Annotated in this window: 21 protein-coding genes; 10 read left to right on the top strand and 11 right to left on the bottom strand. The window is 71.1% G+C overall.

The window, feature by feature from the left end:
* Position 1 precedes the first annotated feature (1 nt).
* The 5 genes from GT358_RS00810 to GT358_RS00790 are packed head-to-tail and all read right to left on the bottom strand — an operon-like array spanning position 2 to position 5959.
* Positions 2 to 1045, bottom strand: coding sequence for an ABC transporter permease (locus tag GT358_RS00810; protein WP_166580672.1), 1044 nt, complete (start codon positions 1043 to 1045; stop codon positions 2 to 4).
* On the bottom strand, positions 1038 to 2045 hold the full coding sequence (locus GT358_RS00805; protein WP_166580671.1) for an ABC transporter permease: 1008 nt from the start codon (positions 2043 to 2045) through the stop codon (positions 1038 to 1040). The genes GT358_RS00810 and GT358_RS00805 overlap by 8 nt, the downstream gene beginning before the upstream one ends.
* Positions 2046 to 2104: 59 nt before the next feature.
* On the bottom strand, positions 2105 to 3820 hold the full coding sequence (locus GT358_RS00800; RefSeq protein ID WP_166580670.1) for a peptide ABC transporter substrate-binding protein: 1716 nt from the start codon (positions 3818 to 3820) through the stop codon (positions 2105 to 2107).
* The gene (locus tag GT358_RS00795; protein ID WP_166580669.1) at positions 3817 to 4938 is read right to left on the bottom strand and encodes an ABC transporter ATP-binding protein; all 1122 of its coding nucleotides are present in this window, start codon (positions 4936 to 4938) and stop codon (positions 3817 to 3819) included. The genes GT358_RS00800 and GT358_RS00795 overlap by 4 nt, the downstream gene beginning before the upstream one ends.
* Entirely contained in the window at positions 4931 to 5959 is a 1029-nt protein-coding gene (locus tag GT358_RS00790) for an ABC transporter ATP-binding protein (RefSeq protein ID WP_166580668.1), read from the bottom strand. Before GT358_RS00790 ends, GT358_RS00795 begins: the two co-directional genes overlap by 8 nt.
* Before the next feature lie 187 nt (positions 5960 to 6146).
* Here GT358_RS00790 and GT358_RS00785 point away from each other — a divergent pair, with 187 nt between their 5' ends.
* Positions 6147 to 7334: a M20 aminoacylase family protein gene (locus GT358_RS00785; RefSeq protein ID WP_166580667.1), complete on the top strand. Its 1188-nt coding sequence runs from the start codon at positions 6147 to 6149 to the stop codon at positions 7332 to 7334.
* Here the strand turns inward: GT358_RS00785 and GT358_RS00780 are convergent.
* From GT358_RS00780 to moaA, 3 genes are read right to left on the bottom strand one after another with little or no spacing between them, the layout of a single operon-like run.
* Entirely contained in the window at positions 7237 to 8346 is a 1110-nt protein-coding gene (locus GT358_RS00780) for a glycosyltransferase family 4 protein (RefSeq protein WP_166580666.1), read from the bottom strand. The genes GT358_RS00785 and GT358_RS00780 overlap by 98 nt on opposite strands.
* Positions 8343 to 9614, bottom strand: a complete 1272-nt coding sequence (locus tag GT358_RS00775; RefSeq protein WP_166580665.1) for a 3-deoxy-D-manno-octulosonic acid transferase — start codon at positions 9612 to 9614, stop codon at positions 8343 to 8345. Before GT358_RS00775 ends, GT358_RS00780 begins: the two co-directional genes overlap by 4 nt.
* Positions 9614 to 10621, bottom strand: coding sequence for a GTP 3',8-cyclase MoaA (moaA, locus tag GT358_RS00770; protein WP_166580664.1), 1008 nt, complete (start codon positions 10619 to 10621; stop codon positions 9614 to 9616). Before moaA ends, GT358_RS00775 begins: the two co-directional genes overlap by 1 nt.
* A 130-nt stretch (positions 10622 to 10751) precedes the next feature.
* Here moaA and GT358_RS00765 point away from each other — a divergent pair, with 130 nt between their 5' ends.
* Positions 10752 to 11342 carry a D-galactarate dehydratase gene (locus tag GT358_RS00765; protein WP_371416182.1) on the top strand — a complete coding sequence of 197 codons (591 nt, stop codon included), beginning with the start codon at positions 10752 to 10754 and terminating at the stop codon, positions 11340 to 11342.
* A gap of 11 nt (positions 11343 to 11353) precedes the next feature.
* On the opposite strand, the gene GT358_RS00760 is transcribed toward GT358_RS00765, so the two are convergent.
* Complete coding sequence (locus tag GT358_RS00760) at positions 11354 to 12373, bottom strand: LacI family DNA-binding transcriptional regulator (protein WP_166580662.1); 1020 nt, start codon at positions 12371 to 12373, stop codon at positions 11354 to 11356.
* Between the two features lie 88 nt (positions 12374 to 12461).
* Positions 12462 to 13271, bottom strand: coding sequence for a response regulator (locus tag GT358_RS00755; protein ID WP_166580661.1), 810 nt, complete (start codon positions 13269 to 13271; stop codon positions 12462 to 12464).
* A 111-nt stretch (positions 13272 to 13382) separates the two neighbouring features.
* On the opposite strand from GT358_RS00755, the gene GT358_RS00750 reads away from it, so the two are divergent.
* From GT358_RS00750 to clpX, 5 genes are all read left to right on the top strand, one after another.
* A complete protein-coding gene (locus GT358_RS00750; RefSeq protein WP_166580660.1) occupies positions 13383 to 13586 on the top strand; it encodes a hypothetical protein in 204 nt (67 codons plus the stop codon).
* Positions 13583 to 14203 carry an RNA polymerase sigma factor gene (locus GT358_RS00745; RefSeq protein WP_166580659.1) on the top strand — a complete coding sequence of 207 codons (621 nt, stop codon included), beginning with the start codon at positions 13583 to 13585 and terminating at the stop codon, positions 14201 to 14203. Before GT358_RS00750 ends, GT358_RS00745 begins: the two co-directional genes overlap by 4 nt.
* A complete protein-coding gene (locus GT358_RS16890; RefSeq protein WP_166580658.1) occupies positions 14200 to 15999 on the top strand; it encodes a sensor histidine kinase in 1800 nt (599 codons plus the stop codon). Before GT358_RS00745 ends, GT358_RS16890 begins: the two co-directional genes overlap by 4 nt.
* A 72-nt stretch (positions 16000 to 16071) precedes the next feature.
* Complete coding sequence (locus GT358_RS00735; protein WP_166580657.1) at positions 16072 to 16713, top strand: ATP-dependent Clp protease proteolytic subunit; 642 nt, start codon at positions 16072 to 16074, stop codon at positions 16711 to 16713.
* Positions 16714 to 16867: 154 nt separating this feature from the next.
* A complete protein-coding gene (gene clpX, locus GT358_RS00730) occupies positions 16868 to 18136 on the top strand; it encodes an ATP-dependent Clp protease ATP-binding subunit ClpX (RefSeq protein WP_166580656.1) in 1269 nt (422 codons plus the stop codon).
* Positions 18137 to 18157: 21 nt separating this feature from the next.
* Here the strand turns inward: clpX and GT358_RS00725 are convergent, their stop codons facing one another.
* Positions 18158 to 19528 carry a M20/M25/M40 family metallo-hydrolase gene (locus GT358_RS00725; RefSeq protein WP_166580655.1) on the bottom strand — a complete coding sequence of 457 codons (1371 nt, stop codon included), beginning with the start codon at positions 19526 to 19528 and terminating at the stop codon, positions 18158 to 18160.
* Between the two features lie 170 nt (positions 19529 to 19698).
* On the opposite strand from GT358_RS00725, the gene hemA reads away from it, so the two are divergent.
* The 3 genes from hemA to ispG all read left to right on the top strand — a co-directional run bounded on the left by hemA (position 19699) and on the right by ispG (position 23630).
* Positions 19699 to 20922: a 5-aminolevulinate synthase gene (gene hemA, locus GT358_RS00720; RefSeq protein WP_166580654.1), complete on the top strand. Its 1224-nt coding sequence runs from the start codon at positions 19699 to 19701 to the stop codon at positions 20920 to 20922.
* Positions 20923 to 21039: 117 nt separating this feature from the next.
* Positions 21040 to 22422: a helix-turn-helix domain-containing protein gene (locus GT358_RS00715; RefSeq protein WP_166580653.1), complete on the top strand. Its 1383-nt coding sequence runs from the start codon at positions 21040 to 21042 to the stop codon at positions 22420 to 22422.
* 80 nt (positions 22423 to 22502) lie between these two features.
* Positions 22503 to 23630: a flavodoxin-dependent (E)-4-hydroxy-3-methylbut-2-enyl-diphosphate synthase gene (gene ispG / locus GT358_RS00710; RefSeq protein ID WP_166580652.1), complete on the top strand. Its 1128-nt coding sequence runs from the start codon at positions 22503 to 22505 to the stop codon at positions 23628 to 23630.
* The last annotated feature ends 3 nt before the right edge of the window (positions 23631 to 23633 follow it).

Below are 23633 nucleotides of genomic sequence, written 5' to 3'. Positions count from 1 at the left end.
CTCAGCGCCCCCGGATGCGCGGGTCGAGCGCGTCGCGCAGCCCGTCGCCGATGTAGTTCACCGACAGCACCGTGAGGGAGATGGCGAGGCCGGGCCAGAGCACGCGCTCGGGGAAGTCGGCCATGCGGTCGGTGGCGTCGAACAGGAGCTTGCCCCAGGTGGGGAAGTCCGAAGGGAAGCCGAGGCCGAGAAACGACAGCGCCGATTCGGTGATGATCGCCGAGGCGAGGCCGAGCGTCGCCGAGACCATGATGGGCGAGAGCACGTTGGGCAGGATGTGGCGCGGGATCATGCGGCGCGCGGGCGTGCCGATCGAGCGGGCGGCGAGCACGAACTCGCGCTCCTTGAGCGCCATGACGTCGCCGCGCACGATCCGGGCCGTCTGCATCCAGGAGGTGACGCCGATCACCGAGACGATGAGGATGAAGATGCCGGTCTGCGGGCCGAAGGCGGCGCGGAGGGGGTCGCGGAACAGGAGCATCACGACGAGCAGCAGCGGCAGGATCGGCAGCGCGAGAACGAGGTCCGTGAAGCGCATGAGCAGCCCGTCCAGGCGGCGGAAGTAGCCCGCGAGCACGCCCACCAGCGTGCCGATCAGCATGGCGAGCAGCATCGCCGTCCAGCCCACGGCGAGGCTGACGCGCCCCCCCGCGATGAGCTGGGCCAAGAGGTCGCGGCCGAGCTGGTCGGTGCCGAGCGGGTGGCTCCAGGAGGCGCGGGCGTCTCCGTTCCAGAGCCAGGAATAGACGGGGCGCAGGTCCTTGTTGCGCACGTCGAGCGCGTTGGGCGCGACCTGCCAGAGCCAGGGGCCGAAGATGCAGAACAGCGTGACGAAGAGGAGGAAGAACAGGCCCAAGAGCGCGCCGCGATGGGTGCGGAACTGGCGCCACACGTCGCGCCACTGGCTCGAGCCTGCGAGTTCGAGGCGGGCGTCGGATGAGGCCGAGAGGGCGGGGGCCGGGGCGATCGTGGCGGCGGCGGGGCCGGCGGGGGGCGCGGCCTCGCGCGCGCCGGGGGCGGGCGGGTCGGAGGCAGCGTCAGTCATAGCGGATCCGGGGGTCGAGCCAGCCGTAGAGCACGTCGGCCACGAGGTTGAAGAGCACGATCAGCACGGCGAACATGAAGGTCAGCGTCTGGACCATGGGCAGGTCGTTGGCCTGGATCGCGGTGATCAGAAGCTGGCCCAGGCCGTTCACCTTGAACACCTGCTCGGTGATGATGGCGCCGCCGAACACGGCCGGCACGCCCAGCGCGATCACGGTGACGACGGGGATCATCGAGTTGCGCAGGACGTGGCGCAGGATGACGCTGCGCTCGGGCTCGCCCTTGGCGCGGGCGGTGCGGACGTAGTCCTGCCCGAGATTGTCGAGCATGGAGGCGCGCATGTAGCGGCTGATCTGGGCGGCGTTGTAGAGCGCGAGCACGAAGACGGGCATGGCCATCTGGCGCAGTTGCTGGAGGAAGCTCTGCCAGTCCGTCACCCGCAGGCGCGTGTCGTAGATGGAGGGAAACCAGCCCAGCTTGACCGAGAAGATCATGATGAGCAGCACCCCGGTGAAGAAGGTGGGCACCGAGAAGCCGACCATGGCGACAAAGGTGCCGATCTGGTCGAACACCGAGTATTGCCGGGTGGCCGACAGGATGCCGATAGGAATGGCGATCAGCACGCCCACCACATAGGCCATGCCCACGACCCACAGCGTCTGGGGCAGGCGCTGGACGATCACGTCCATGACGGGCGAGCGGAACTGCCAGGACAGGATGCGCGCCTGCCCCTCGGCCAGGGTGGTGCCGAAGAGGTGGTCGACGAGCACGGCCGGCTCGACCACGAAGAACTGCCACAGCCACAGGCCGAAGCGGACATGCGTGGGCTCGTCGAGGCCGAGGGCGCGGCGCATCTCGGCGCGGACTTCGGGCGGGATGGTCAGCGGCTGGTTCGCCATCGGGTCGCCGGGGGCGAGGTCCAGCAGGAGAAAGATCACCGCCGCGATGAAGAGCAGCGTCGGCACGGCCATGAGCAGGCGGCGAAGGGTGTAGGCGAGCATGGGGCTGTTCCCCCGGCGGGGGAGGGGGCCGCGGGCGGCCCCCTCCGGTGGCGGTCAGGTCACTCGCTGATGCGGTGCCAGTCGGCGATGTTCCAAAGCTCGGAATCCCAGGTGTTGAGGAGCACGCCGCCCAGCGTGTTCGACTTGCCCGAGACGCGGCCGCGGTCGACGATGGCGATGATGATGTGGTTGTCGAGCGTGAGATACTCGTTCATCGCACGCGCCAGCCGCGAGCGCTCCTCCTGGTCGCCGGTGGCCTGGAACTGGGCGAGCAGTTCCTCGTAGGCGGGGTCGCAGACGCGGTTGATGTTCTGGCCCTGCCACTGGGTCTCGGGCGAGGGGATCTTGTCGCAGGTATAGGCGGCCAGGTAGCTGGTGGGGTCGGTGCCCTCGAAGTTGTTGGCGTACATCTGCACGTCGGCGTAGAACTTCTCGATCGTGTCGGGCGAGCCCGCGTCGCCGCCGAAGAACACGGCCGCGTCGATGTTGCGCAGTTCCACCTCGAAGCCGATCTCCTCCCACCAGGACTTGATGAGCGCCTGGAAGTCCTGGCGGACCGCATTGGTCGAGGTCTGGTAGAGGATGGACAGCCGCACGCCGTCGGCATTCTCGCGCACGCCGTCGCCGTCCGTGTCGGTGAAGCCCGCCTGCTCCAGCAGCTCCTTGGCGCGTTCGGGGTCGTAGGTGGTGGCACATTCGCTATCGTCGGAGGCGTAGTAGTCCGGCGCCGGGACGAGGTTGCAGGTCGGCCGCCCGGCCTCGCCATAGCCCACGTCCACCAGCGTCTGGCGGTCGATGGCGAGCGACATCGCCTCGCGCACCTCGGGGATGGTCAGGAAGGGGTGGGGGTGGGCGACGGTGCTGCGCTCGCCTTCGGGCAGCGAGGGGGAGGGATCGGTGAGGTTGACCTCGATCCGTTCGACGAGGGTGCCGAAGGCCGAGATCACCTCGCCGCGGCCGGCGGCCTGCATGGACCGGAGGACGTCAGGGGCGAGTTGGAGGTTCCAGGCATAGTCGAACTCGCCCGTCTCGAGCACGGCGCGGGCGGCCGCCGCCGCGTCGCCGCCGCCCTTGAAGGTGACGGTGGAGAAATGGGGCTTAGCGGGGTCGCGGTAGTTGGGATTGGCCTCGAAGGCGACCACGTCGTTGGGCAGGAACTCGGTCACGACGAAGGGGCCGGTGCCGACGGGGCGCGTGTTCGCCTCGGTGCAGGTGGCGGCGGCCGCGCCGAGGCAGTTCTCGAACTGGGCCTTCTGGATGATGGGCGACTGGGCGCCGACAAAGGCGACCCAGGGGAAGAAGGTGGGCTGCTCGAAGGTGACGCGGACGGTGCGCTCGTCCACCGCCTCGACGGAGGCGATGCCCTGGAACTTGCCCTCCTGCGCGCAGCCGGTGCCGTCGGCGGTGCAGTATTCGTAGGTGAACACCACGTCCTCGGCCGTCACGGGCGTGCCGTCGGACCATTCCATGCCTTCGGCGATGGTCCAGGTGATGGAGGTGTAGTCCTCGGCCACGCCGCCGTTCTCGACGGTCGGGATCTCGGCCGCGAGCCAGGGGACGAGGTTGGCGTCCTGGTCGTAGCGTGCGAGCGGCTCGAGCACGAGGCTCGAGGCCTCGATGTCCTTGGTGCCCCCGGAGAGGTAGGGGTTCAGGATGGAGACCGCCTGCCAGTAGAGGATGTTGAGATGCCCGCTCTCGCCGCGCTCCTGCGCGGCGAGCGGGGCGGCGACGGCGAGCGTCGCGGCGGCGCCCAGAAGGGCCGTCCTGATCGTCATGGAACACTCCTTGTCGGGGTTTGGCCGGGGGTTTCGTCCCCCGGGATGCCTGCGGGGATGCTCGGGGCCTCGGGGGCGCGGGTTGTCTCCCGCACCGGGTTCGGGGTTCGCGCGGCGAGCGGGCCGTGGAGGTGGCAGGCCACGGTGCGGCCCGGCGCCACCTCCTGCGAGAGGGGGTCCACCTCGCGGCAGATCGGCATCACGGCCGGGCAGCGGGTGGAGAAGTTGCAGCCCCTGGGCGGGTTGGCCGGCGAGGGCACGTCGCCCCGGAGCACGATCCGCCGGCGCGAGCGGGCGAGCGCGGGGTCGGGCTCGGGCACGGCCGAGAGCAGCGCCTGCGTGTAGGGGTGGAGGGGATCGGCATAGAGCGCCTCGCGCGGGGCGCTCTCGACGATGCGGCCCAGATACATGACCGCCACGCGGCCCGCGATGTGGCGGACCATGGACAGGTCGTGGCTGATGAACAGGTAGGTGAGCCCGAACCGCTCCTGGAGATCCTCGAGAAGATTGACGACCTGGGCCTGGATGGAGACGTCGAGCGCGGCGATGGGCTCGTCGCAGACGACGAAGCGCGGGTTGAGGGCCAGAGCGCGCGCGATGCCGATGCGCTGGCGCTGGCCGCCGGAAAAGGCATGGGGATAGCGCGCGGCGAAGCGGCGGTTGAGGCCCACCGCGTCCATGAGTTCGGCGACGCGCTCGCGCTTCTCCCGCGCCGACAGGCCAGTGTGCTCGTCCAGCGGCTCGCGGATGATCGACTCCACCGTCATGCGGGGGTCGAGCGAGGCCATCGGGTCCTGGAACACCATCTGCATGCGCGGGCGCAGGCGGCGCAGGCGGGACTGGGACATGCGCCCGATCTCAGTCCCTTCGAGGCGGATCGAGCCCGAGGTGATGTCGTAGAGCCGCAGGACCGACCGGCCGACCGTGCTCTTGCCGCAGCCCGACTCGCCCACGAGGCCCAGCGTCTCGCCGGGCAGGATGTCGAAGCTCACGCCATCCACGGCGCGCACGGCGCCGACCCGCCGGCGCAGCAGGCCGCGACGGATGGGGAAGTGCATGACGAGGTCGCGCACGGACAGAACCGGCTCGCCCGGAGGAAGGCCCGCGCCGTCAGCCATGGGCCACCCTCGGCTCGGGCCGGCCCCAGGGGGCGAGGCCGGGATCCGCCAGCAGGCAGGCGGCATCGTGACCCTCGCCCAGCGGGTAGCGCTGGGGATTGAGGCGGAAGCAGGTCTCGAACGCGTGGGGACAGCGATCGCGGAACGTGCAGGCCTCGGGTGGGGCGGACAGGATGGGGGGCTGGCCCTCGATGGCCTGGAGGCGGCGGCTGCGCTCGCCCGAGACCTTGGGCACGGTGGCGAGCAGCGCGCGGGTATAGGGATGGGTCGGGCGAGCGAACACGGCCTCGACGGGCCCGTGCTCGATCACCTGTCCGCCATACATGACCATGACGCGGTCGGCGATGCCCGCGATCACGCCGAGGTCGTGGGTGATCCAGATCACGGCCATGCCGAGGCGCGCGCGCAGCTCGGCCATGAGTTCGAGGATCTGGGCCTGGATGGTGACGTCGAGCGCGGTGGTCGGCTCGTCGGCGATGAGCACCTGCGGATCGCAGGCCAGCGCGACCGCGATCATCACGCGCTGGCGCATGCCGCCCGAGAACTGGTGGGGATAGTCGTCGAGCCGGCGCGCGGCGTCGGGGATGCCGACGAGCGCCAGAAGCTCGGCCGCACGGGCGCGGGCGGCGCGGCGGCTCAGGCGCAGGTGGCGGCGCAGCGGCTCCATGATCTGGAAGCCCACCGTGAAGACCGGGTTGAGGGAGGTCATCGGGTCCTGGAACACGAAGCCGATGCGCGCGCCGCGGATGCGCCGCAACTCCGCCTCGGGCAGGCGGAGGAGGTCGCGGCCGTCGAACAGGGCCGGTCCCCCCGAGACGACCGCCGGCGGCGAGGGCACGAGACCCAGAAGCGCCATCATCGTGACGGACTTGCCCGAGCCGGATTCGCCCACCACGCCCAGAAGCTCGCCCGCGCGCAGCTCGAAGGAGACGCCGTTGACCGCGTGGATGTCGCCGGCGCGGGTGCGGAACACCGTCCGCAGGTCCCGCACGTCGAGCACGGGCGCGGCCCGATCGGGCATCGGAGGATCTCCCTGTTCCCCTCTGTTCTTGCGCCCGCCGCCGGGGGCAGCGCTTGACCCGGCACGCTAGCACCGCCCTGCTGCCGCACAAGCCCTTGCGTGGCGTCATCCGGCATGTGCGATCGGGCGGGCTTGAACCGGCCGCGGCGCGGGAGGCAGGATGCGGCGGTCCGCGAGGAGAGAACCCATGCCGCCGCGCAACGCCCTGGCCGCCCTTCTGCCCGAGATCCGGGAATGGCGGCGCGACATCCACCGGCACCCGGAGATCCTGTTCGACACGCATCGCACGGCCGCGCTGGTGGCCGCCAAGCTGCGCGAATGGGGCTGCGACGAGGTGGTGGAGGGGATCGGGCGCACCGGGGTGGTGGGCGTGATCCGGGGGCAGCGGACGGAGTCCGGCCGGACGGTGGCCCTTCGGGCAGACATGGACGCGCTGCCCATCGAGGAGGCGACGGGCCTGCCCCATGCCTCCACGGTCAGGGGGGCGATGCATGCCTGCGGACATGACGGGCACACGGCCATGCTGCTGGGGGCTGCGCGGTATCTGTGCGAGACGCGCGCCTTCGACGGCACCGCGCTGGTGGTGTTCCAGCCGGCCGAGGAGGGCGGCGGCGGCGGGCGCGAGATGGTCGAGGACGGCCTGATGGAGCGCTGGGGCGTCAGCGAGATCTACGGGATGCACAACTGGCCCGGCCGGCCCGTGGGCAGCTTTGCCATCCGCGAGGGCGCGTTCTTTGCCGCAACCGACCAGTTCGAGGTGGTGGTGGAGGGGCGCGGCGGCCATGCGGCCAAGCCGCAGGAGACGGTGGACCCGGTCGTGGCGGGCAGCGCCATCGTGCTCGCCCTCCAGACCATCGCGAGCCGCAACGCCGACCCGGTGGAGCAGATCGTCGTCTCGGTGACGAGCTTCCGCACCGCGTCGGACGCCTTCAACGTCATCCCGCCGCGGGCGGTGCTGCGGGGCACGGTGCGGACCCTCTCGGCCGGCCTGCGCGAGATGGCCGAGCGGCGGCTGCGCACCATCTGCGAGGCGACCGCGGCAGCGCACGGGGCCGAGGCGCACGTGGACTACCGGCGCGGCTATCCGGTGATGGCCAACCACCCCGCCGAGACGGAGCATGCCCGGGCCGTGGCGCGCGAGGTCTCGGGCGGGTGCGAGGAGGCGCCGCTGGTCATGGGGGGCGAGGATTTCGCCTACATGCTGGAGGCGCGGCCGGGGGCCTATATCCTGCTCGGCAACGGCGACAGCGCGCCGGTCCACCACCCGGAATACGACTTCAACGACGAGGCGATCCCGGCGGGCTGCTCGTGGCTGGTGGGGATGGTGGAGTCGCGCCTGCCCCTTCGCCCAGAAGGCGACGATAGAGGGCGTTGAGCGCCGCCGCCTCGTCCTCGAGCCGGAAGCGCGACAGGACGCGGGCGCGACCCGCCTCGCCCCAGCGGGCGAGGCGGGCAGGGTCCGACAGCGCCTCTGTCAGCGCGGAAGACAGGGCGGGGCCGTCGTCGCGCGGCACGAGAAGACCCGTCTCGCCCGGCACCACGAGGTCGGGGAAGGCGCCCGCATCGGTGGCAAGGACGGGGACGCCGCAGGCCATCGCCTCGAGCGGGGTGACGCCGAACCCCTCCCACCGCTGGGGCGCCACGAAGAGGTCGAGCACGGCATACCAGCGGGCGACCTGGTCCACCGGCACCTCTCCGCGGAACAGGATGCGGTCGCCGAGGCCCGCCGCGGCGACGCGCGCGCGCAGGCCGTCGAGGAAGGCGCGGTGGTCGGGCGTGGCGCGGCCCAGCACGACCGCCGCGCCGTCGGGGCGGCCGGCCAGCGCGGCGATGACGGCGTCCACGAACAGGTCGGTGCCCTTCTGAGCGCGGATGCGGCCGAAGCAGCCGAGGATCGGCCCCGCCTCGGGCAGGCCGAGCATGCGGCGGAGCGCGGCGCGGTCGGGCGCGGGGCGGAAGGCCTCGGCGTCGATGCCGTGAGGGATCACGAAGGCGGGGCGTTCGAGATAGGCGGCACTCTGCGAGGAGGTGGCCACGACCGCATCCATCCGCGCGATCAGGGCGCGGGTCCAGCGCGTGTGCCGCCGCTGGGAGGCGGAGGTGAAGACGAGGCGCAGGTCGTGCCCCATCGCCCGCAAGGCGAGGCCCAGCAGCATCTCGGAATTGCGGCGGGCGTGCCAGACGCGCGGGCGGCGCGGCATGAGGGGGAGCGCGGAGAGGCGCATCCGCGGCAGCCCGGGCGGCAGGGCGGGGCCCACCACCGCGAGGGGGATGTCGCGCGCCTGAAGGGGGGCGAGGCGGAACAGGGTGGACGTGACGCCCGACAGGCGCCGCTTGAGGTTGGGGGCGATCACCGCCACCCCGGCCGGATCGAGCCACCCGCTCATCCGCGCATCCCGTGCAGGGCCCTCGCGATCGCCTCGGCCCGGCCCGCCTGCGCCTGCCAGAGCGCGCGGCCCGCCGCGCCCATCGCGGCGGCGCGGGCGGGATCGGAGAGGAGGGCCGCAACCGCCTCGGCCAGCGAGGGGGCGTCGCGCACCTCGGCCGCGGCGCCCGCAGCGGAGAGGGCGGCCCAGTCGGCGGCGATCGTCCCCCGCGAAGGGCCCATCAGCAGCGCCGCGCCGCAGGCGGCGGGCTCCCACGGGTTGTGGCCGCCCTTGGGGACGAGCGAGGCGCCGAGAAAGGTCACGAGAGACAGGCGCAGCCACAGCCCCGCCTCGCCCAGCGTGTCGGCGAGAAGCCCCGCCTCGGCCCAGCCTTCGCCCCGGCTGCGCCGGCCGAGGGGCAGGCCCCGCGCCTGCGCGAGGGCGGCGACCTCCCCGCCGCGCTCGGGGTGGCGAGGGGCGAGGACGAGGCGGGCACCGGGCAGGCGGGCGCGCAGGCGGGCATGGGCGTCGAGCACCGCCTCCTCCTCGCCGGGATGGGTCGAGAGGGCGGTCCAGACGGGGGCGTCCCCGAGGGCGGCGGAGAGGGCCGCGCGCTCCGCGTGGTCGGGGGGCGGGGGGGCGGCGGCCTTGAGGTTGCCGCCCACCGCCGTGCGCGCCGGCTCGGCGCCGAGCGACAGGAGCGCTGCGCGCCCGTCCTCGTCCTGGGTCCAGATCCGGTCGAAGAGGCCGAGGAGCGCGCGCGCGCTGTGGCCCAGCCGCGCCCAGCGGTCGCGCGAGCGGGGCGAGAGCCGCGCGCCGACCAGCGCGAGGGGAATGCCGCGGGCGGCGGTCTCGCGGAGCGTGCGGGGCCAGATCTCGCTTTCGGCGAACACGGCGAGGTCGGGGCGCCAGGCATCGAGAAAGCGTCGCACGGGCCGCCCCGCGTCGAGCGGCGCGAAGTGGTGGAGCGCGCCGGGCGGCAGGCGCGGGCCGAGGACGCGGGCCGATCCGGCCGTGCCGGTCGTCACCAGCACCGGTCCATCGGCCGCGAGCGCCGTCGCCAGCGGCAGGATGGAGAGACCCTCGCCCACGCTCGCGCCGTGGAACCAGACGAGGCGCCCGGGGGGGCGGGGCAGGGATGCCCGGCCCAGCCGCTCGGGGGCACGGGCGCCGAAGCCGCCGGCACGGAGGCGGCGGGCCGCGCGGACCTGCGCGACGGGCAGGAGCAGGTCGGCAGCCCCCTCGTAGAGGCGCAGCGGCAGGGGCCAGCGCCCCGCGGGCCGGACCATCAGCCGCCCGTGTGGCTCATGTGGCGGGAGATGCGCCCGCCGACCGTGCCGGGACGCGAATAGTCGAAGTCGTGGCCGCGCGGCTTGAGGCGGATGGCGGCGCGGATCGCTTCCTCGAGGGCGGCGTCGTCCCCGGAGGCGCGCAGCGCTGCGCGCAGGTCGGACGAACCCTCCTGCCCGAGGCAGGTATGGAGCTGGCCGGTGCAGGTCAGGCGCACGCGGTTGCAGGATTCGCAGAAGTTGTGGCTGAGCGGCGTGATGAAGCCGAGACGCTGGCCCGTCTCGGCCACGCGGACATAGCGGGCAGGCCCGCCCGTGCGCTCGGGCGTGTCGATCAGGGTGAGGCGCTCCTCGATCCGGCGGCGCAGGTCGCGCAACGACAGGAACTGGTCGAGGCGCATCTCGTTGCCGATGTCGCCCATCGGCATGACCTCGATGAAGGTGAGGTCGTGCCCCTCCTGCGCGCACCAGGCCATGAGGGCCCACAGCTCGTCCTCGGTCTCGCCCTTCAGGGCGACGGCGTTGATCTTGACGGAGAGGCCCGCCACGCGCGCGGCGCGGATGCCCTCCAGCACCTGGTCGAGGCGGCCGCGCCGCGTCAGACGGGCGAAACGGTCGGGGTCGAGCGTGTCGAGCGAGACGTTGACGCGCCGGACGCCTGCCTCGCGCAGCGCCTCGGCATGGCGGGCGAGCTGGCTGCCATTGGTGGTGAGCGTCAGTTCCCGCAGGGCGCCCGAGCGCAGATGCCGCCCCATCGCACGGAAGAACGACAGGATGTCGCGGCGCACCAGAGGCTCGCCCCCGGTGATGCGCAGCTTCTCGACCCCAAGACGGATGAAAGCCGAGCAGAGGCGGTCCAGCTCCTCGAGAGACAGGATCTCGGCCTTGGGCAGGAAGGTCATCGACTCCGCCATGCAATAGACGCAGCGGAAGTCGCAGCGGTCCGTCACGGACACGCGCAGATACCGGATGGTGCGGCCGAACGGGTCGGAGAGGGGCGCGTCCATGTGGCCAAGGTAGGAGACAGGACCCGGCGCGGCAAGCGCAGGCGGTGCGCCGCCGGCGCCTGATCCTGCCGGACCGGGGGCGTTGCGGGCGACGAGGGGGCAAGCTAGCGTCGCGGCCATGACAATCCGCGTGATCCCCCTTCTTGCCGCCCTGCCGTTGCTGGCCGCCTGTGTGCAGCCGGATGCCGCCCAGCAAGCCGAGGAGACGGTGACGGTCGCCGCGCCGGCGGCTGCTCCCGTTCCGGCCGCCAGGCCGGAGCCGGTTCTCGTGACGCCGCCGCCCGCTCCGCCGCCCCCGCCGCCGCCGGCCGAACTTCCGGCCGTCGAAGGCGGCATTCCTGCGGCGCTGCCGCCGGGGGGCCTCGAGGTGGGCGATCCGCTTCCGGGGGCGGTTCCCCCGCCGCCACCCGCTGCGGCGGACGAATCGGCACCGGCATCCCCGGCCTCTGCCCCGGCCCCGACCGGCGGCGCGAACCGGCTGGGGACCACGGTGGCCTCGCTGGGGCCGCCGGGCCAGGGCGGGATGTGGCTCGAGACGCCGCTGGTGACGGAGGTGACGCGGGGCCGGATCGAGTATCCCGTCACGGGACGCAGCGTGACGGTCGAGCTGCGTCCCTCTGGAGGAGAACGGGGTTCGGGCAGCCAGATCAGCCTCGAGGCGATGCGCGAGATCGGGGCGCCGCTGACCGCCCTGCCGGAGATCGTCGTCTTCCGGAGCTGAGAACGGCTCCCCTACTCGGCCGCAAGGGCGGGTCTCGCCGCCGGCGGGCGGAGCGTGCCGCGTTCCACGAGCACGGCTTCGAACCGCCTTTGCGGCGCGGCGACCGGCTCGCCCCGCAGCGCCGCAAGCAGCAGCTCCGCGGTCTCCGTCACCATCCGGTCCATGGGCGGGGCCAGGGTGCTCAGGTCGATGCCGGTCCAGCCCCCGGCCTCGATGCCCCCTAGGCCCAGAAGGCCCGCGCCGTCCGGCACTGCCACGCCGCTCTCCCGCAGGGCGGCCAGGGCGCCGATGGCGAGACGGTCGTCCGTGCAGAAATACGCGTCCGCCCCTCCGGCGGCGAGAAGGTCCAACACCTCGCGCCGACCTTCGGCATAGCTCGAGGCGGCGGCGAAGCGGACGGCGATCGTGGCCCCGTGCCGTTCGGCCAGGTTGCGGAACCCGGCCCAGCGGTCCCGGATCGCCGGCTGGACTGCAGGACCTCCGACGAAGGCCAGATGCCGATAGCCGCGCGACAGCAGGATGGAGGCCGCCATGCGGCCGACCCCCGTTTCGCCCAGCGCCACCAGCGGCGCGTCGGCGGCTGCGGGCTGGGATGCAAGCGCCTGCACGACGGGCCAGCCCGCTCCCCGGAGAGCGCGCGCCATGGCCGGATGCGCCGCGGCCGACGCGATCACGACGGCTTCCGGCGGATGTTCGCGCAGAGCCCGCAGCACCGCACGCGGATCGCGCCCCGGCGGAGCGTGAAGGAGGGTCGGTCGCAGCCCTTCACCGGCGAGGCGCTCGGCCAGCAGGGAGACGAAACGAAGCGTCTCGGGGTCCGTGTCGACTTCGACGAGCATCGCGATCAGCCGTGTCCGCCCGGTGGTCAGCCCTGCGGCGAGATGGTTGCGCTGATACCCCATCCGGGCGGCGATCCGCAGGATCCGGGACCGTGTCGCCGCGGCGATGGGCGCCCCCGGCGTGAAGCTGCGGGAGACGGCCGACACGGAAACCCCCGCCGCGGCCGCGACATCCTTCAAGGTGACGGTCATGCCTGGTTCTGCCCTGCTCTTCCGGGCAGAGGATCGCCGCCCCCTCAAGCGCTTGCAAGGAGGCGGCGACGAACAGGCGCGGACCGTGTCAGGCGTGCAAGGTCTCGGTCGAGGAGAAGAACATCGCCTGGGAGATCGCCGATCGCACCTGATCCTCCCGGTAGGGCTTGGAGATCAGGAAGGCGGGTTCGGGGCGCTCGCCCGTCAGGAGCCGTTCGGGGAAGGCCGTGATGAAGATCACGGGGATGTCCCCGCGAGCCTCGAGGATCTCGTTGACGGCATCGATGCCCGACGAATTGTCGGCGAGCTGAATGTCCGCGAGGATCAGGTCCGGCTTCTCGATCCCGGCCAGAGCCACCGCCGCGTCGCGGGTGCGCGCCACGCCGATGATCGCATGACCCATGTCCGCCACGATGGCCTGAAGATCCAGCGCGATGATGGCCTCATCCTCGATGATCATGACGCGGCCGGAGATCGAGTCCTCCATCTCCGCGCGGGCGCGCCCGATGAGATGGCGCACCTCGTCCACGTCGGTGCGCATGATCGTGGCGATCTCCTCGGGCTGGAAGTCCTCGATCGTGGCGAGCAGCAGCGCCTCGCGCGTGTTGGGGGTGAGCGTCGCCAGATGGCGCTGCGCCGCCTTGGCGAGCCCCGTCTCCTCGTCGGCCACGGGCGCCCCGGAACTCTGCCAGATCGTATGAAACACGGTGAACAGCGCCACGCGGGGACCGAGATCGGTCTCGAAGAGCGCAGGCTCCTCGAGAATGGCTTCGAGCGTCGCGATGGCATAGGCGTCGCCGCTCGACTGGCTGCCGGTGAGGGCGCGGGCATACCGGCGCAGGTACGGCAGTTCCGACCCGATCATGGCGGACAGGTCGGCTGTGTCGGTCTTGCTCATGTGAACGGTGATCCCCTCGAAGATTTGGAACCAAACGATGCCCGCAAGATTACGGTTCCGAAGGACGAGACTAGCCCTCGAGACGGCGCAACGGAAGGGTGGCGACAAGCCATGGACGAGCAATCCCCCAAGGAGCTGCGGGAGGCCGCGACGGCGGCCAATCTGCGCCGGGCCTTCGGCCAGCCGACGACCGACGCGCTGCCGCCGGTCTTCGGCGCCCTTCTGGCGCGCCTTGCTGCGATGCAGCAAGGCGATGGCGACAGACCGGCGAACCGGACCGGGGCCGGCGGCTCCACGCGGCGGCTTGCTACATGAGCGATGGCAGAAGGACGTCCGCACCGCCGCCGGGCCCTGGCCCGGAGCCGGCGGCCCCGGCGGCCGCGACGGACCCGCGGGACGAGCTGATCGCGCATCTGCCGGCCATGCGGGCCTTTGCGCTGTCCCTGACGCGCAATGCCAGCGCGGCGGACGATCTGGTGCAGGACACCGTGGTCAAGGCGTGGTCCAACTTCGACCGCTTCGAGGCCGGGACGAACATGCGCGCGTGGCTGTTCACGATCCTGCGCAACACCTTCTATTCGTCGCGCCGGCGCACCGTCCGCGAGGTGAGCGACAGCGACGGCACGCTGGTCAGCTCGCTGGCGGAAAAGCCCGCGCATGACGGCCGGCTCCAGCTTCAGGATTTCGTGCGCGCCTTTCAGCAGCTTCCGGTCGAACAGCGCGAGGCGCTGCAACTGGTAGGGGCCTCGGGCTTCTCCTACGAGGAGGCGGCGGAGATGACCGGGGTGGCGGTGGGCACGGTCAAGAGCCGCGCCAACCGCGCCCGTGTGCGCCTGGCCCAGCTTCTGAACCTCAAGGAGGGGGACCGGCTGGAGTTGACCGACGGCGCGACGCTGGCCGTGATCGCGGCGCAGGGCGGGCCGCATCTGTGAGCGACGGGCCGCCCTCACGCTGGCGGCTGCGGCGCGACGGGCTGGCGGTCCGTCTTGCGGGGGCCTTGTCGCTGGCGCTGCTGCCGCTGGGCCTGGTCGCCCTGTTCCAGACGGCCGAGCTGCGGGACGAGGTGCAATCGCGCACGGATCTGTCGCTGGTCGCCGCGACCCGCCGCGGAGCCGAGCCGGTCCAGACGGCGCTGGAGCAGGCGCTGGGCGCGGCCGAAGCCCTGCGCGAGACGGCGGTGGTCGGCACGGACCTGGCCCAGTGCAACGCGGACATGGCCCGCTTTGTCGAGGCGCGCGGCTTCTACAGTTTCGCCGGGGTCGTCACCGTCGAGGGCAGCGTCCCCTGCTCGTCCGCTGGCGGTCCCTTTGCTGTGGAGGACGAAAGGATCCTCACCCTTCTGGCGGAGCCCCTGCGGGTTCACATCCGTCCCGATCTCGTGGCGGATGTGCCGAGCCTCGTGATCGGCGTCCCCCTTGTCGTTCCGCCCGGTCCGACGGTGGGACCCAGCGGGCGGGCCTATGTGGCCCTGGTCATCCCGCGCGACAATCTGGCCGTGGCGCCGCCCGCCGGTCCTGCGCCGGTCGCGCATCTGACCTTCAACGACAGGGGCGAGATCCTGACGGTGGGTGTCCAGAACGAGACAGCGCTGCCGCGCGACATCGCCCTCTCCGACCTGGCGACCGGGTCGGGACGGGCCTTCACCGCGCCCGGCCGCGACGGAGTGGAGCGCCACTACACGGTTGCGCCGCTCGCCTCCGGCATGGCCTATGCGCTCGGCGCCTGGAGCCTCGCGCAGGCCGGCCGGTCGCCCGAGCGGGTCTGGCCGCCGCTGCTGTTTCCGCTGCTGATGTGGATCGCCAGTCTGCTGGTCGCCTATTGGGCTGTCCATCGCCATGTCGTGCGGCGGGTGGCGGCGCTGGCGGATGCGATGCGTCGCTTCGGGCGGGACCGCTCGATTGCCGCGCATCCGATCATCGCGGCCGGCGCCGCCCACGAACTGCAGGAGATCGAGCGCGCCTTCCGCGAGATGGCGCAGGCGATCCGACAGGACGAGGCACGGATGGAAACCGCGTTCCGGGAGCGCGGCGTCCTGCTGCGGGAGGTTCATCACAGGGTCAAGAACAACCTCCAGTTGATCTCGTCGATCATCTCGATGCAGTTGCGGCGCCTGCCCGATCCGGCGGCGCGCGCCGCTCTCCGGCGTCTCCAGGACCGGGTGCTCACGCTCGCGGCGATCTACCGCAGCCTTTACAACAGCACCGACATGGGCGCGGTCGGCGTCGCGCCGATCCTCAAGGCGGTCGTGGCGCAGGAGCTCGGCGCGCGCGGCGGCGAGATGGACAGCACCGTGGAGGTGGACGACATCGTGCTCGACCCTGACCGTGCCGTGCCGCTGGCCTTTCTGGCCGCCGAAGCGATGTCGAACGCCGTCGCCTTTGCAGGCGGCGGCCGGGGCAGGCCGCGCGTCCTGCTGTCGCTGAGGGCCGAGACGGGTGGCGTGCGGCTGACCGTGGCCAATAGCGGCACGGGTCCGGTGGCCGACGAGGTCGCGGGGCGCGGTCTGGGACGCCATCTGATCGGAGCCTTCGCGGCGCAGCTCGGTGCGTCCGTGGAGGAAGGCTGGCAACCCGACGGGACGTTCCGCGTCAGCCTCCTGGTGCCCCTCGGCGAGGGGGCCGCGCCGCGCGGCGCGTCCGCCGTCGCGACAGTGCCTCCGCCTGGACCGGAAGGCGCCGACCCCGCGAACCGGTTCGTCGCGGCCGGTCCGGTGCCGTTCACGCGATAGAGCGGGCCGTGCCCTTGCAGCCCTGCGGGGGCATCCGTAGATTGCGGCCCTGCGCAATGAGGACCGCCCGCCATGAGAGACCCTGCCGAGCACTACATGAACCTGGTCCCGATGGTGGTCGAGCAGACCAGCCGGGGCGAGCGCGCCTATGACATCTTCTCGCGCCTGCTGAAGGAGCGGGTGATCTTCGTCTCGGGTCCCGTCCACGACGTGATGGCGCAGCTGGTGGTCGCGCAGCTGCTGCACCTCGAGGCGGAGAATCCGAAAAAGGAAATCTCCATGTACATCAACAGCCCCGGCGGCGTCGTGACCTCCGGGCTGTCGATCTACGACACGATGCAGTACATCCGCCCCAAGGTGTCCACCCTCGTCATCGGGCAGGCTGCGTCGATGGGCTCGCTGCTGCTGACCGCTGGCGAGAAGGGAATGCGCTTCTCGCTGCCCAACAGCGAGATCATGGTCCACCAGCCTTCGGGCGGCTATCAGGGGCAGGCCACCGACATCCTGATCCACGCCCGCCGGACCGAGGCGCTGCGCAAGCGCCTCAACGAGATCTACGTCAAGCATACCGGCCAGACCATGGAAGCGGTGGAGGCCGCGCTCGAGCGCGACCGTTTCATGGACCCCGAGGAGGCCAAGGCATGGGGCCTCATCGACGACATCCTGACGAGCCGCGACGGCGGCAAGGAGGGCGCGCAGGCGAGTGCCGCCTGAGCGCCACGCCCGGAACCCCGACCGGGGTTTTTGGCGTTGTGGCGGTCAGGGCCGTGCCCTAGTCTCGCAACGGGTCGCGCCTGCCGCGGCCCCCGCACCCGGAGCTCGAGGCCCCGGTGCCGACCTGAGGGCCCGACAGGGCCAGAGGAGACCCATGGCGAACGCACCCGGCGACGGCAAGAACACCCTCTACTGCTCCTTCTGCGGCAAGAGCCAGCATGAGGTGCGCAAGCTCATCGCCGGGCCGACGGTGTTCATCTGCGATGAATGCGTCGAGCTCTGCATGGACATCATCCGGGAGGAGACCAAGACCTCCGGACTGAAATCGGCGGACGGCGTGCCCACCCCGCGCGAGATCTGCGACGTGCTCGACGATTACGTGATCGGGCAGGAGCACGCCAAACGGGTGCTCTCGGTCGCGGTGCACAACCACTACAAGCGCCTGGCTCATGCGCAGAAGTCGCAGGACATCGAACTTGCGAAGTCGAACATCCTGCTGATCGGCCCGACCGGCTGCGGCAAGACGCTGCTCGCCCAGACGCTGGCGCGCATCCTCGACGTGCCCTTCACCATGGCGGATGCCACCACGCTGACCGAGGCCGGCTATGTCGGTGAGGACGTGGAGAACATCATCCTCAAGCTGCTGCAGGCCAGCGAGTACAACGTCGAGCGCGCGCAGCGGGGCATCGTCTATATCGACGAGGTGGACAAGATCACCCGCAAGTCCGACAACCCCTCGATCACGCGGGATGTCTCGGGCGAGGGCGTGCAGCAGGCGCTGCTCAAGATCATGGAGGGCACGATCGCCTCCGTGCCCCCGCAGGGCGGGCGCAAGCATCCCCAGCAGGAATTCCTGCAGGTGGACACCACGAACATCCTGTTCATCTGCGGCGGCGCCTTTGCGGGGCTCGAGAAGATCATCGCCCAGCGCTCCAAGGGGACGGGCATGGGCTTCGGCGCCAAGGTCGTCGCTCCGGACGAGCGCAGCATCGGCGAGATCTTCAAGGATCTCGAGCCGGAGGATCTCCTGAAGTTCGGGCTGATCCCGGAATTCGTCGGCCGCCTTCCGGTGATCGCGACGCTGACCGACCTCGACGAGACGGCGCTGGTCAAGATCCTGACCGAGCCCAAGAACGCCCTCGTCAAGCAGTATCAGCGCCTGTTCGATCTCGAGGACACCAAGCTGACCTTCACCGACGACGCGCTTCGCGCCATCGCCAAGCGGGCCATCGAGCGCAAGACGGGTGCGCGGGGTCTGCGGTCGATCATGGAGGACATCCTTCTGGATACCATGTTCGAACTGCCGGGTCTGACGTCCGTGCGGGAGGTCGTGGTCAACGAGGAGGCGGTGAGTCCCGGCGGCAAGCCGCTCATGATCCACACGGATCAGGGCCAGAAGAAGGAGGTGGCCTCGGCGCGGTGACGCCGGGGCCGGGTTCGGCTCCTAGCGGGTGAGCGCGTGCAGGATCCGGGCCCAGGACCGGATGCCCTTGTGGAAGCTGCGCAGGTCGTACTTCTCGTTCGGCGAGTGGATCAGGTCGTCGTCGTTGGCGAAGCCGATCAGCATGGAATCCATGCCGAGGATCGTCTTGAAGTAGCCTGCGACCGGGATGGACCCCCCGGAGCCCGTGAAGGCGGCCGGTCTGGGCCATTCGGCCGACAGCGCCTCGCGGGCGCGGACGAAGTCGTCGCCCGAGATGTCCATCACCGCTGCCGGCGAGGCGCCGTGCTCGGCGAATTCCGCGCGGCAATCCGGCGGCAGGTGGGCGCGGACATGGGTGCGGAAGGCCTCGCGGACCGCCAGCGGGTCCTGCCGTCCGACGAGCCGGAAGCTGACCTTGGCCGTCGCGCGGGAGGGCAGGACGGTCTTGAACCCCTCGCCCGTGTAGCCGCCGACAATGCCGTTGATCTCGCAGGTCGGCCGCGCCCAGATCGATTCGAGGACGCTTCGGCCCTCCTCGCCCGCCGGATGGGACAGGCCCGCGACGCCCAAGAAGGCGCGCTCGTCGAAGCCCAGCGCCTCCCACTGGCTCCGCAGGTCGGAGCCGATCTCGTCCACGCCGTCATAGAAGCCGGGCAGGGTCACGCGCCCCCGGTCGTCGTGCAGTCCGGCGAGGATCCGGGCAAGCACCCGGATCGGGTTGACGGCCGCCCCGCCGTACATGCCCGAATGCAGGTCCATCCGGGGACCTGTGATTGTCACCTCCTCGCCCACGAGGCCGCGCAGCATCGTGGTGATGGCAGGCGTGTCCCGGTCGAACAGGTCGGTGTCGCAGATCAGCGCGATGTCGGCGCGGAGCCTGTCGCGCTGCGCCTCCAGAAAGGGCACGAGAGAGGGCGAGCCCGATTCCTCCTCGCCCTCGAGAAACACCGTCACGCGCGCCGGAAGGCTGCCGTGCACCGCGATCCATGCGCGGCAGGCCTCGACAAAGGTCATGAGCTGGCCCTTGTCGTCCGAGGCTCCGCGGCCGCGGATCACCGGTCCGGCCGGCGTCTCCTCGAGCCGGGGAGCGAAGGGGTGATGGGTCCAGAGGTGGAGCGGGTCCACCGGCTGCACGTCGTAGTGACCGTAGAAGAGCAGATGGCGCGCCCCCTCTCCGCCATGGCCGAGGACCATGGGGCGTCCGGGCGTGTCGTGGCGTGCGGCATCGAAGCCCATGTCGCGCAGGTCCTGCACGAGCCAGTCCGCCGCCGCCGCACAATCGGCGGCATGGGCCGGGTCGGTCGAGATCGACGGAATCCGCAGCAGGGCCATCAGACGGTCGGTGGCAAGCGGCAGGTCGGCGTCGATGCGGTCCAAGACGGGGTCGAGCATGGTGTCCTCCGGGTTGGCCGGACGCTAGGATGGCGCGCGTGCGGGAGCAACGGCGGCCGAGCGGCGATTTGTCCGGTAGAAGCCGATTTGAAATTGATCTAAGACAAGGCGATGCCGGCCTTCGGGCGGCTAGCTGTGTGACGAAAGACGCCCCGAGGGAAGGAACGCCTGTGGATTACGACGCGCACATCGACGCTGCCCTCGCCAAGCTCCACCAGGAAGGCCGGTACCGGACCTTCATCGACATCGCCCGGGACCGGGGACATTTTCCGCATGCGACCTGGCACCGCGCCGACGGGACGACGCAGCCGATCACCGTCTGGTGCGGGAACGACTATCTGGGGATGGGCCAGCATCCTGCGGTCCTCTCCGCCATGCACGAGGCGCTCGACGCCGTCGGGGCGGGCTCGGGCGGCACGCGCAACATCTCGGGCACGACGATCTACCACAAGCGGCTGGAAGCCGAGCTGGCCGACCTGCACCGAAAGGAGGCGGCGCTTCTCTTCACCTCGGCCTACATCGCCAACGACGCGACGCTGTCCACGCTCCAGCGGCTGTTTCCGGGCCTCATCATCTATTCGGACGAGCTGAACCATGCGTCCATGATCGAGGGCATCCGCCGGGGTGGCGGTCCCAAGCGGATCTGGCGGCACAACGACGTGGGGCATCTGCGCCAGCTGCTGGAGGCGGACGACCCGGCGGCGCCCAAGCTGATCGCCTTCGAATCCGTCTATTCGATGGACGGCGACTTCGGCCCCATCGCGGCCGTGTGCGATCTGGCGCGGGAGTTCGGTGCGCTGACCTATCTGGACGAGGTCCATGCGGTCGGCATGTACGGGCCGCGCGGCGGCGGCGTTGCCGAGCGCGACGGTCTCCTCGACCGGATCGACATCGTGAATGGCACGCTCGGCAAGGCGTTCGGTGTCGTGGGGGGCTACATCGCCGCGAATGCCCGGATGGTGGATGCCATCCGGTCCTATGCGCCGGGCTTCATCTTCACCACCTCGCTTCCGCCCGTGGCGGCGGCCGGGGCAGCCGCCTCGGTCGCGCATCTCAAGACGGACAGCGCCCTGCGCGAGCGCCATCAGACGCAGGCGCGCATCCTCAAGACGCGGCTCAAGGGGCTCGGGCTGCCCATCATCGATCACGGCAGCCACATCGTGCCGCTGATCGTGGGCGATCCGGTCCATACCAAGCTGATCTCGGACATGCTGCTCGAGCGCCACGGCATCTATGTCCAGCCGATCAACTTCCCCACCGTCCCGCGCGGAACGGAGAGGCTCCGCTTCACGCCGTCGCCGGTTCACGGACCGCGCGAGATGGATGCGCTGGTGCGCGCGCTGGATGCGCTCTGGTCCCATTGTGCGCTGAATCGCGCCGAAATGGCGGGTTGAACCTTTCCGCCTCTGGTGCGTTGAAGTCACGACCGTGTTACGGTTGCCACAAAGGGACCGGCGGTGTAGCGAATCGCCGAGTTCCGGAGGGGCGGGACAGGACATGGGGCGTACCGGATGATCGGGCGAGGCTATCTTCGCACCAGGCCCATTGCCGAGGACGAGGCGGGGGAACCCGGCGGGTTCGACGCCTACGAACTGCGGCTGGGCGATCTGATGCGCGGCGAGCGGGCGACGATGGGCAAGTCGCTCATCGACGTGCAGCGAGAGCTCAAGATCAAGGCCGCCTATATCGCGGCGATCGAGAATGCCGATCCGACCGCCTTCGACACGCCGGGTTTCATCGCGGGCTACGTGCGCTCCTATGCGCGGTATCTCAACATGGACCCCGACTGGGCCTTCGAGACGTTCTGCCGCGAATCCGGCTTCTCGACCGCCCACGGGATGTCTCCCGGCGCTTCGGGCCTGCGGCCGCGCGAGGAGCGGGGACCTGCCCACGGTCTGGGCAAGGACATCTTCGCCGGGCGACCGGCGGCCTTTCTTCCGCCGGAGCCGGGGATCTTCTCGAATGTGGAGCCGCGGGCGGTCGGCTCGGTTCTCGTGCTGGCAGCCCTTCTGGCGGGCCTCGGCTATGGCGGATGGCTCGTGCTGCGCGAAGTCCAGAAGGTGACGTTCGCCCCGGTGGAGCAGCCCCCTACCGTCGTGGCAGAGATCGACCCCTTGGCCGGCGGCGTCCGCCCCCGGGGCGAGGGCGAGGAGGCCGTGGCCGCGCTTCTGGCGGCACCCTCCACCGAGGCCCTCGATCGCCTGTATCGCCCCGAGGCCTTGGAGGTGCCGGTGCTTGTTCCGCGCGACGGTCCCATCGTGGCGCTCGATCCGGGCCGGACCGGACCCTTGGCGCCGCGCGCTCCGGCGCTGGCGGGCGGAGCAAGGCCGGACGGCGCCACGCTGCTTGCCCAACAGGCGGCAGCCGCCGACGAGGATCTGCCCGTGGATGGTGCGCTGGCCGCGGCCGCTGCCGACACGGCCACCGTGCAGGGGGTCGAGGATGCCCTGGCTCAGGCGCTCAACCTGGACGGGACGGGCGAGCCGTCGGCAGTGGTGCAGGTCACGGCCGATGCGCCTCCGCCCGTTCAGCTGGTCGCGATCCGCGAAGCCTGGGTGCGGGTGCGCAGCCCGGACGGCGCCGTGCTGTTCGAGGGCATCCTCCAGCCGGGCCAGACCTACGATGTTCCCGCCTTTGCCGAACCCCCGACGCTGCGGATCGGCGAGTCGGGGGCGGTGTTCATGGCCCTCGGCGGGGTGCCCTACGGGCCGGTCGGCCCCGACGGCGCGGTCTCGAACAACGTGCCGCTCTCGGCCGAGGCGATCATGGCGAACTACCAGCCTGCCGACCCGGCCCGCAGCCAGATCCTCGCCGATTATGTCGCTGTCGCGTCGGCCGCGCAGGCCGCAGGCCAGTCTCCGCTGACGACGGCCGAGGGAACGTCCCTGGAGTGAGGCGCGACGCCGCGCCTGTTGCCCCTGGCCGGCAGCGGGCCTAGGTCTGCCCCGGACCCCGACCTCCTGCGGAGCCTGGCATGTCGATCAATCCGATCCGCCCGTGGCGCAACATCGAGCGGCGGCCGAGCCGCCGGATCATGGTGGGCCGGGTCCCGGTCGGCGGCGATGCGCCGATCAGCGTCCAGACCATGACGAACACGCTGACGACCGACATCGCCGCAACGGTCGCCCAGGTGGCCGCGGCGGCCGAGGCGGGGGCCGACATCGTCCGTGTCTCCACACCGGACGAGGACAGCACGCGCGCGCTGCGCACCATCGTGCGGGAAAGTCCGGTGCCCATCGTGGCGGACATCCATTTCCACTATCGCCGCGCCATCGAGGCTGCGGAGGCCGGGGCGGCCTGCCTGCGGATCAACCCCGGCAACATCGGCAGTCCCGACCGCGTGCGCGAGGTGGTCCGAGCCGCTCGGGATCACGGCTGCGCCATGCGCATCGGGGTCAATGCGGGCAGCCTCGAGCGGCATCTGCTCGAACGGTATGGCGAGCCCTGCCCGGAGGCCATGGTCCAGTCGGCGCTGGACCACATCAAGCATCTGCAGGACCTCGACTTCCACGAGTTCAAGATCAGCGTGAAGGCGTCCGACGTGTTTCTGGCCGCCGCGGCCTATCAGCAGCTGGCGGAGGTGACGGACGCGCCGCTGCATCTGGGGATCACGGAAGCGGGCGGGTTGCGGACCGGGACCGTCAAGAGCGCGGTCGGTCTGGGCTTCCTGCTGTGGATGGGGATCGGCGACACGATCCGCGTGTCGCTCTCGGCCGACCCCGTCGAGGAGGTCCGGGTGGGCTTCGAGATCCTCAAGTCGCTCGGTCTTCGTACGCGCGGGGTTCAGATCATCTCCTGCCCCTCCTGTGCACGGCAGGGCTTCGATGTCATCAGGACGGTGGAGCGGCTGGAGGAGCGTCTGGCGCATATCCGGACGCCGATCAGTCTCTCGATCATCGGCTGCGTGGTCAACGGGCCGGGCGAGGCCCTGATGACCGATCTCGGGTTCACCGGGGGAGGCGCCGGGCATGGCATGGTCTATGTGGCCGGGCGTCAGAGCCACCGGATGGACAACGACGCCATGGTGGATCACATCGTCGAACTCGTCGAACGGCGCGCCGCCGAAATCGAGGCGCGCGGTCTTGCCCCGGCGGCCGAATGATCC

The organism is Rubellimicrobium sp. CFH 75288 (assembly GCF_009904055.1).
GTDB lineage: Bacteria > Pseudomonadota > Alphaproteobacteria > Rhodobacterales > Rhodobacteraceae > Rubellimicrobium.
The sequence above is the reverse complement of the archived record's forward strand: the minus strand, read 5'-3'. Positions and strand labels throughout refer to the sequence as shown.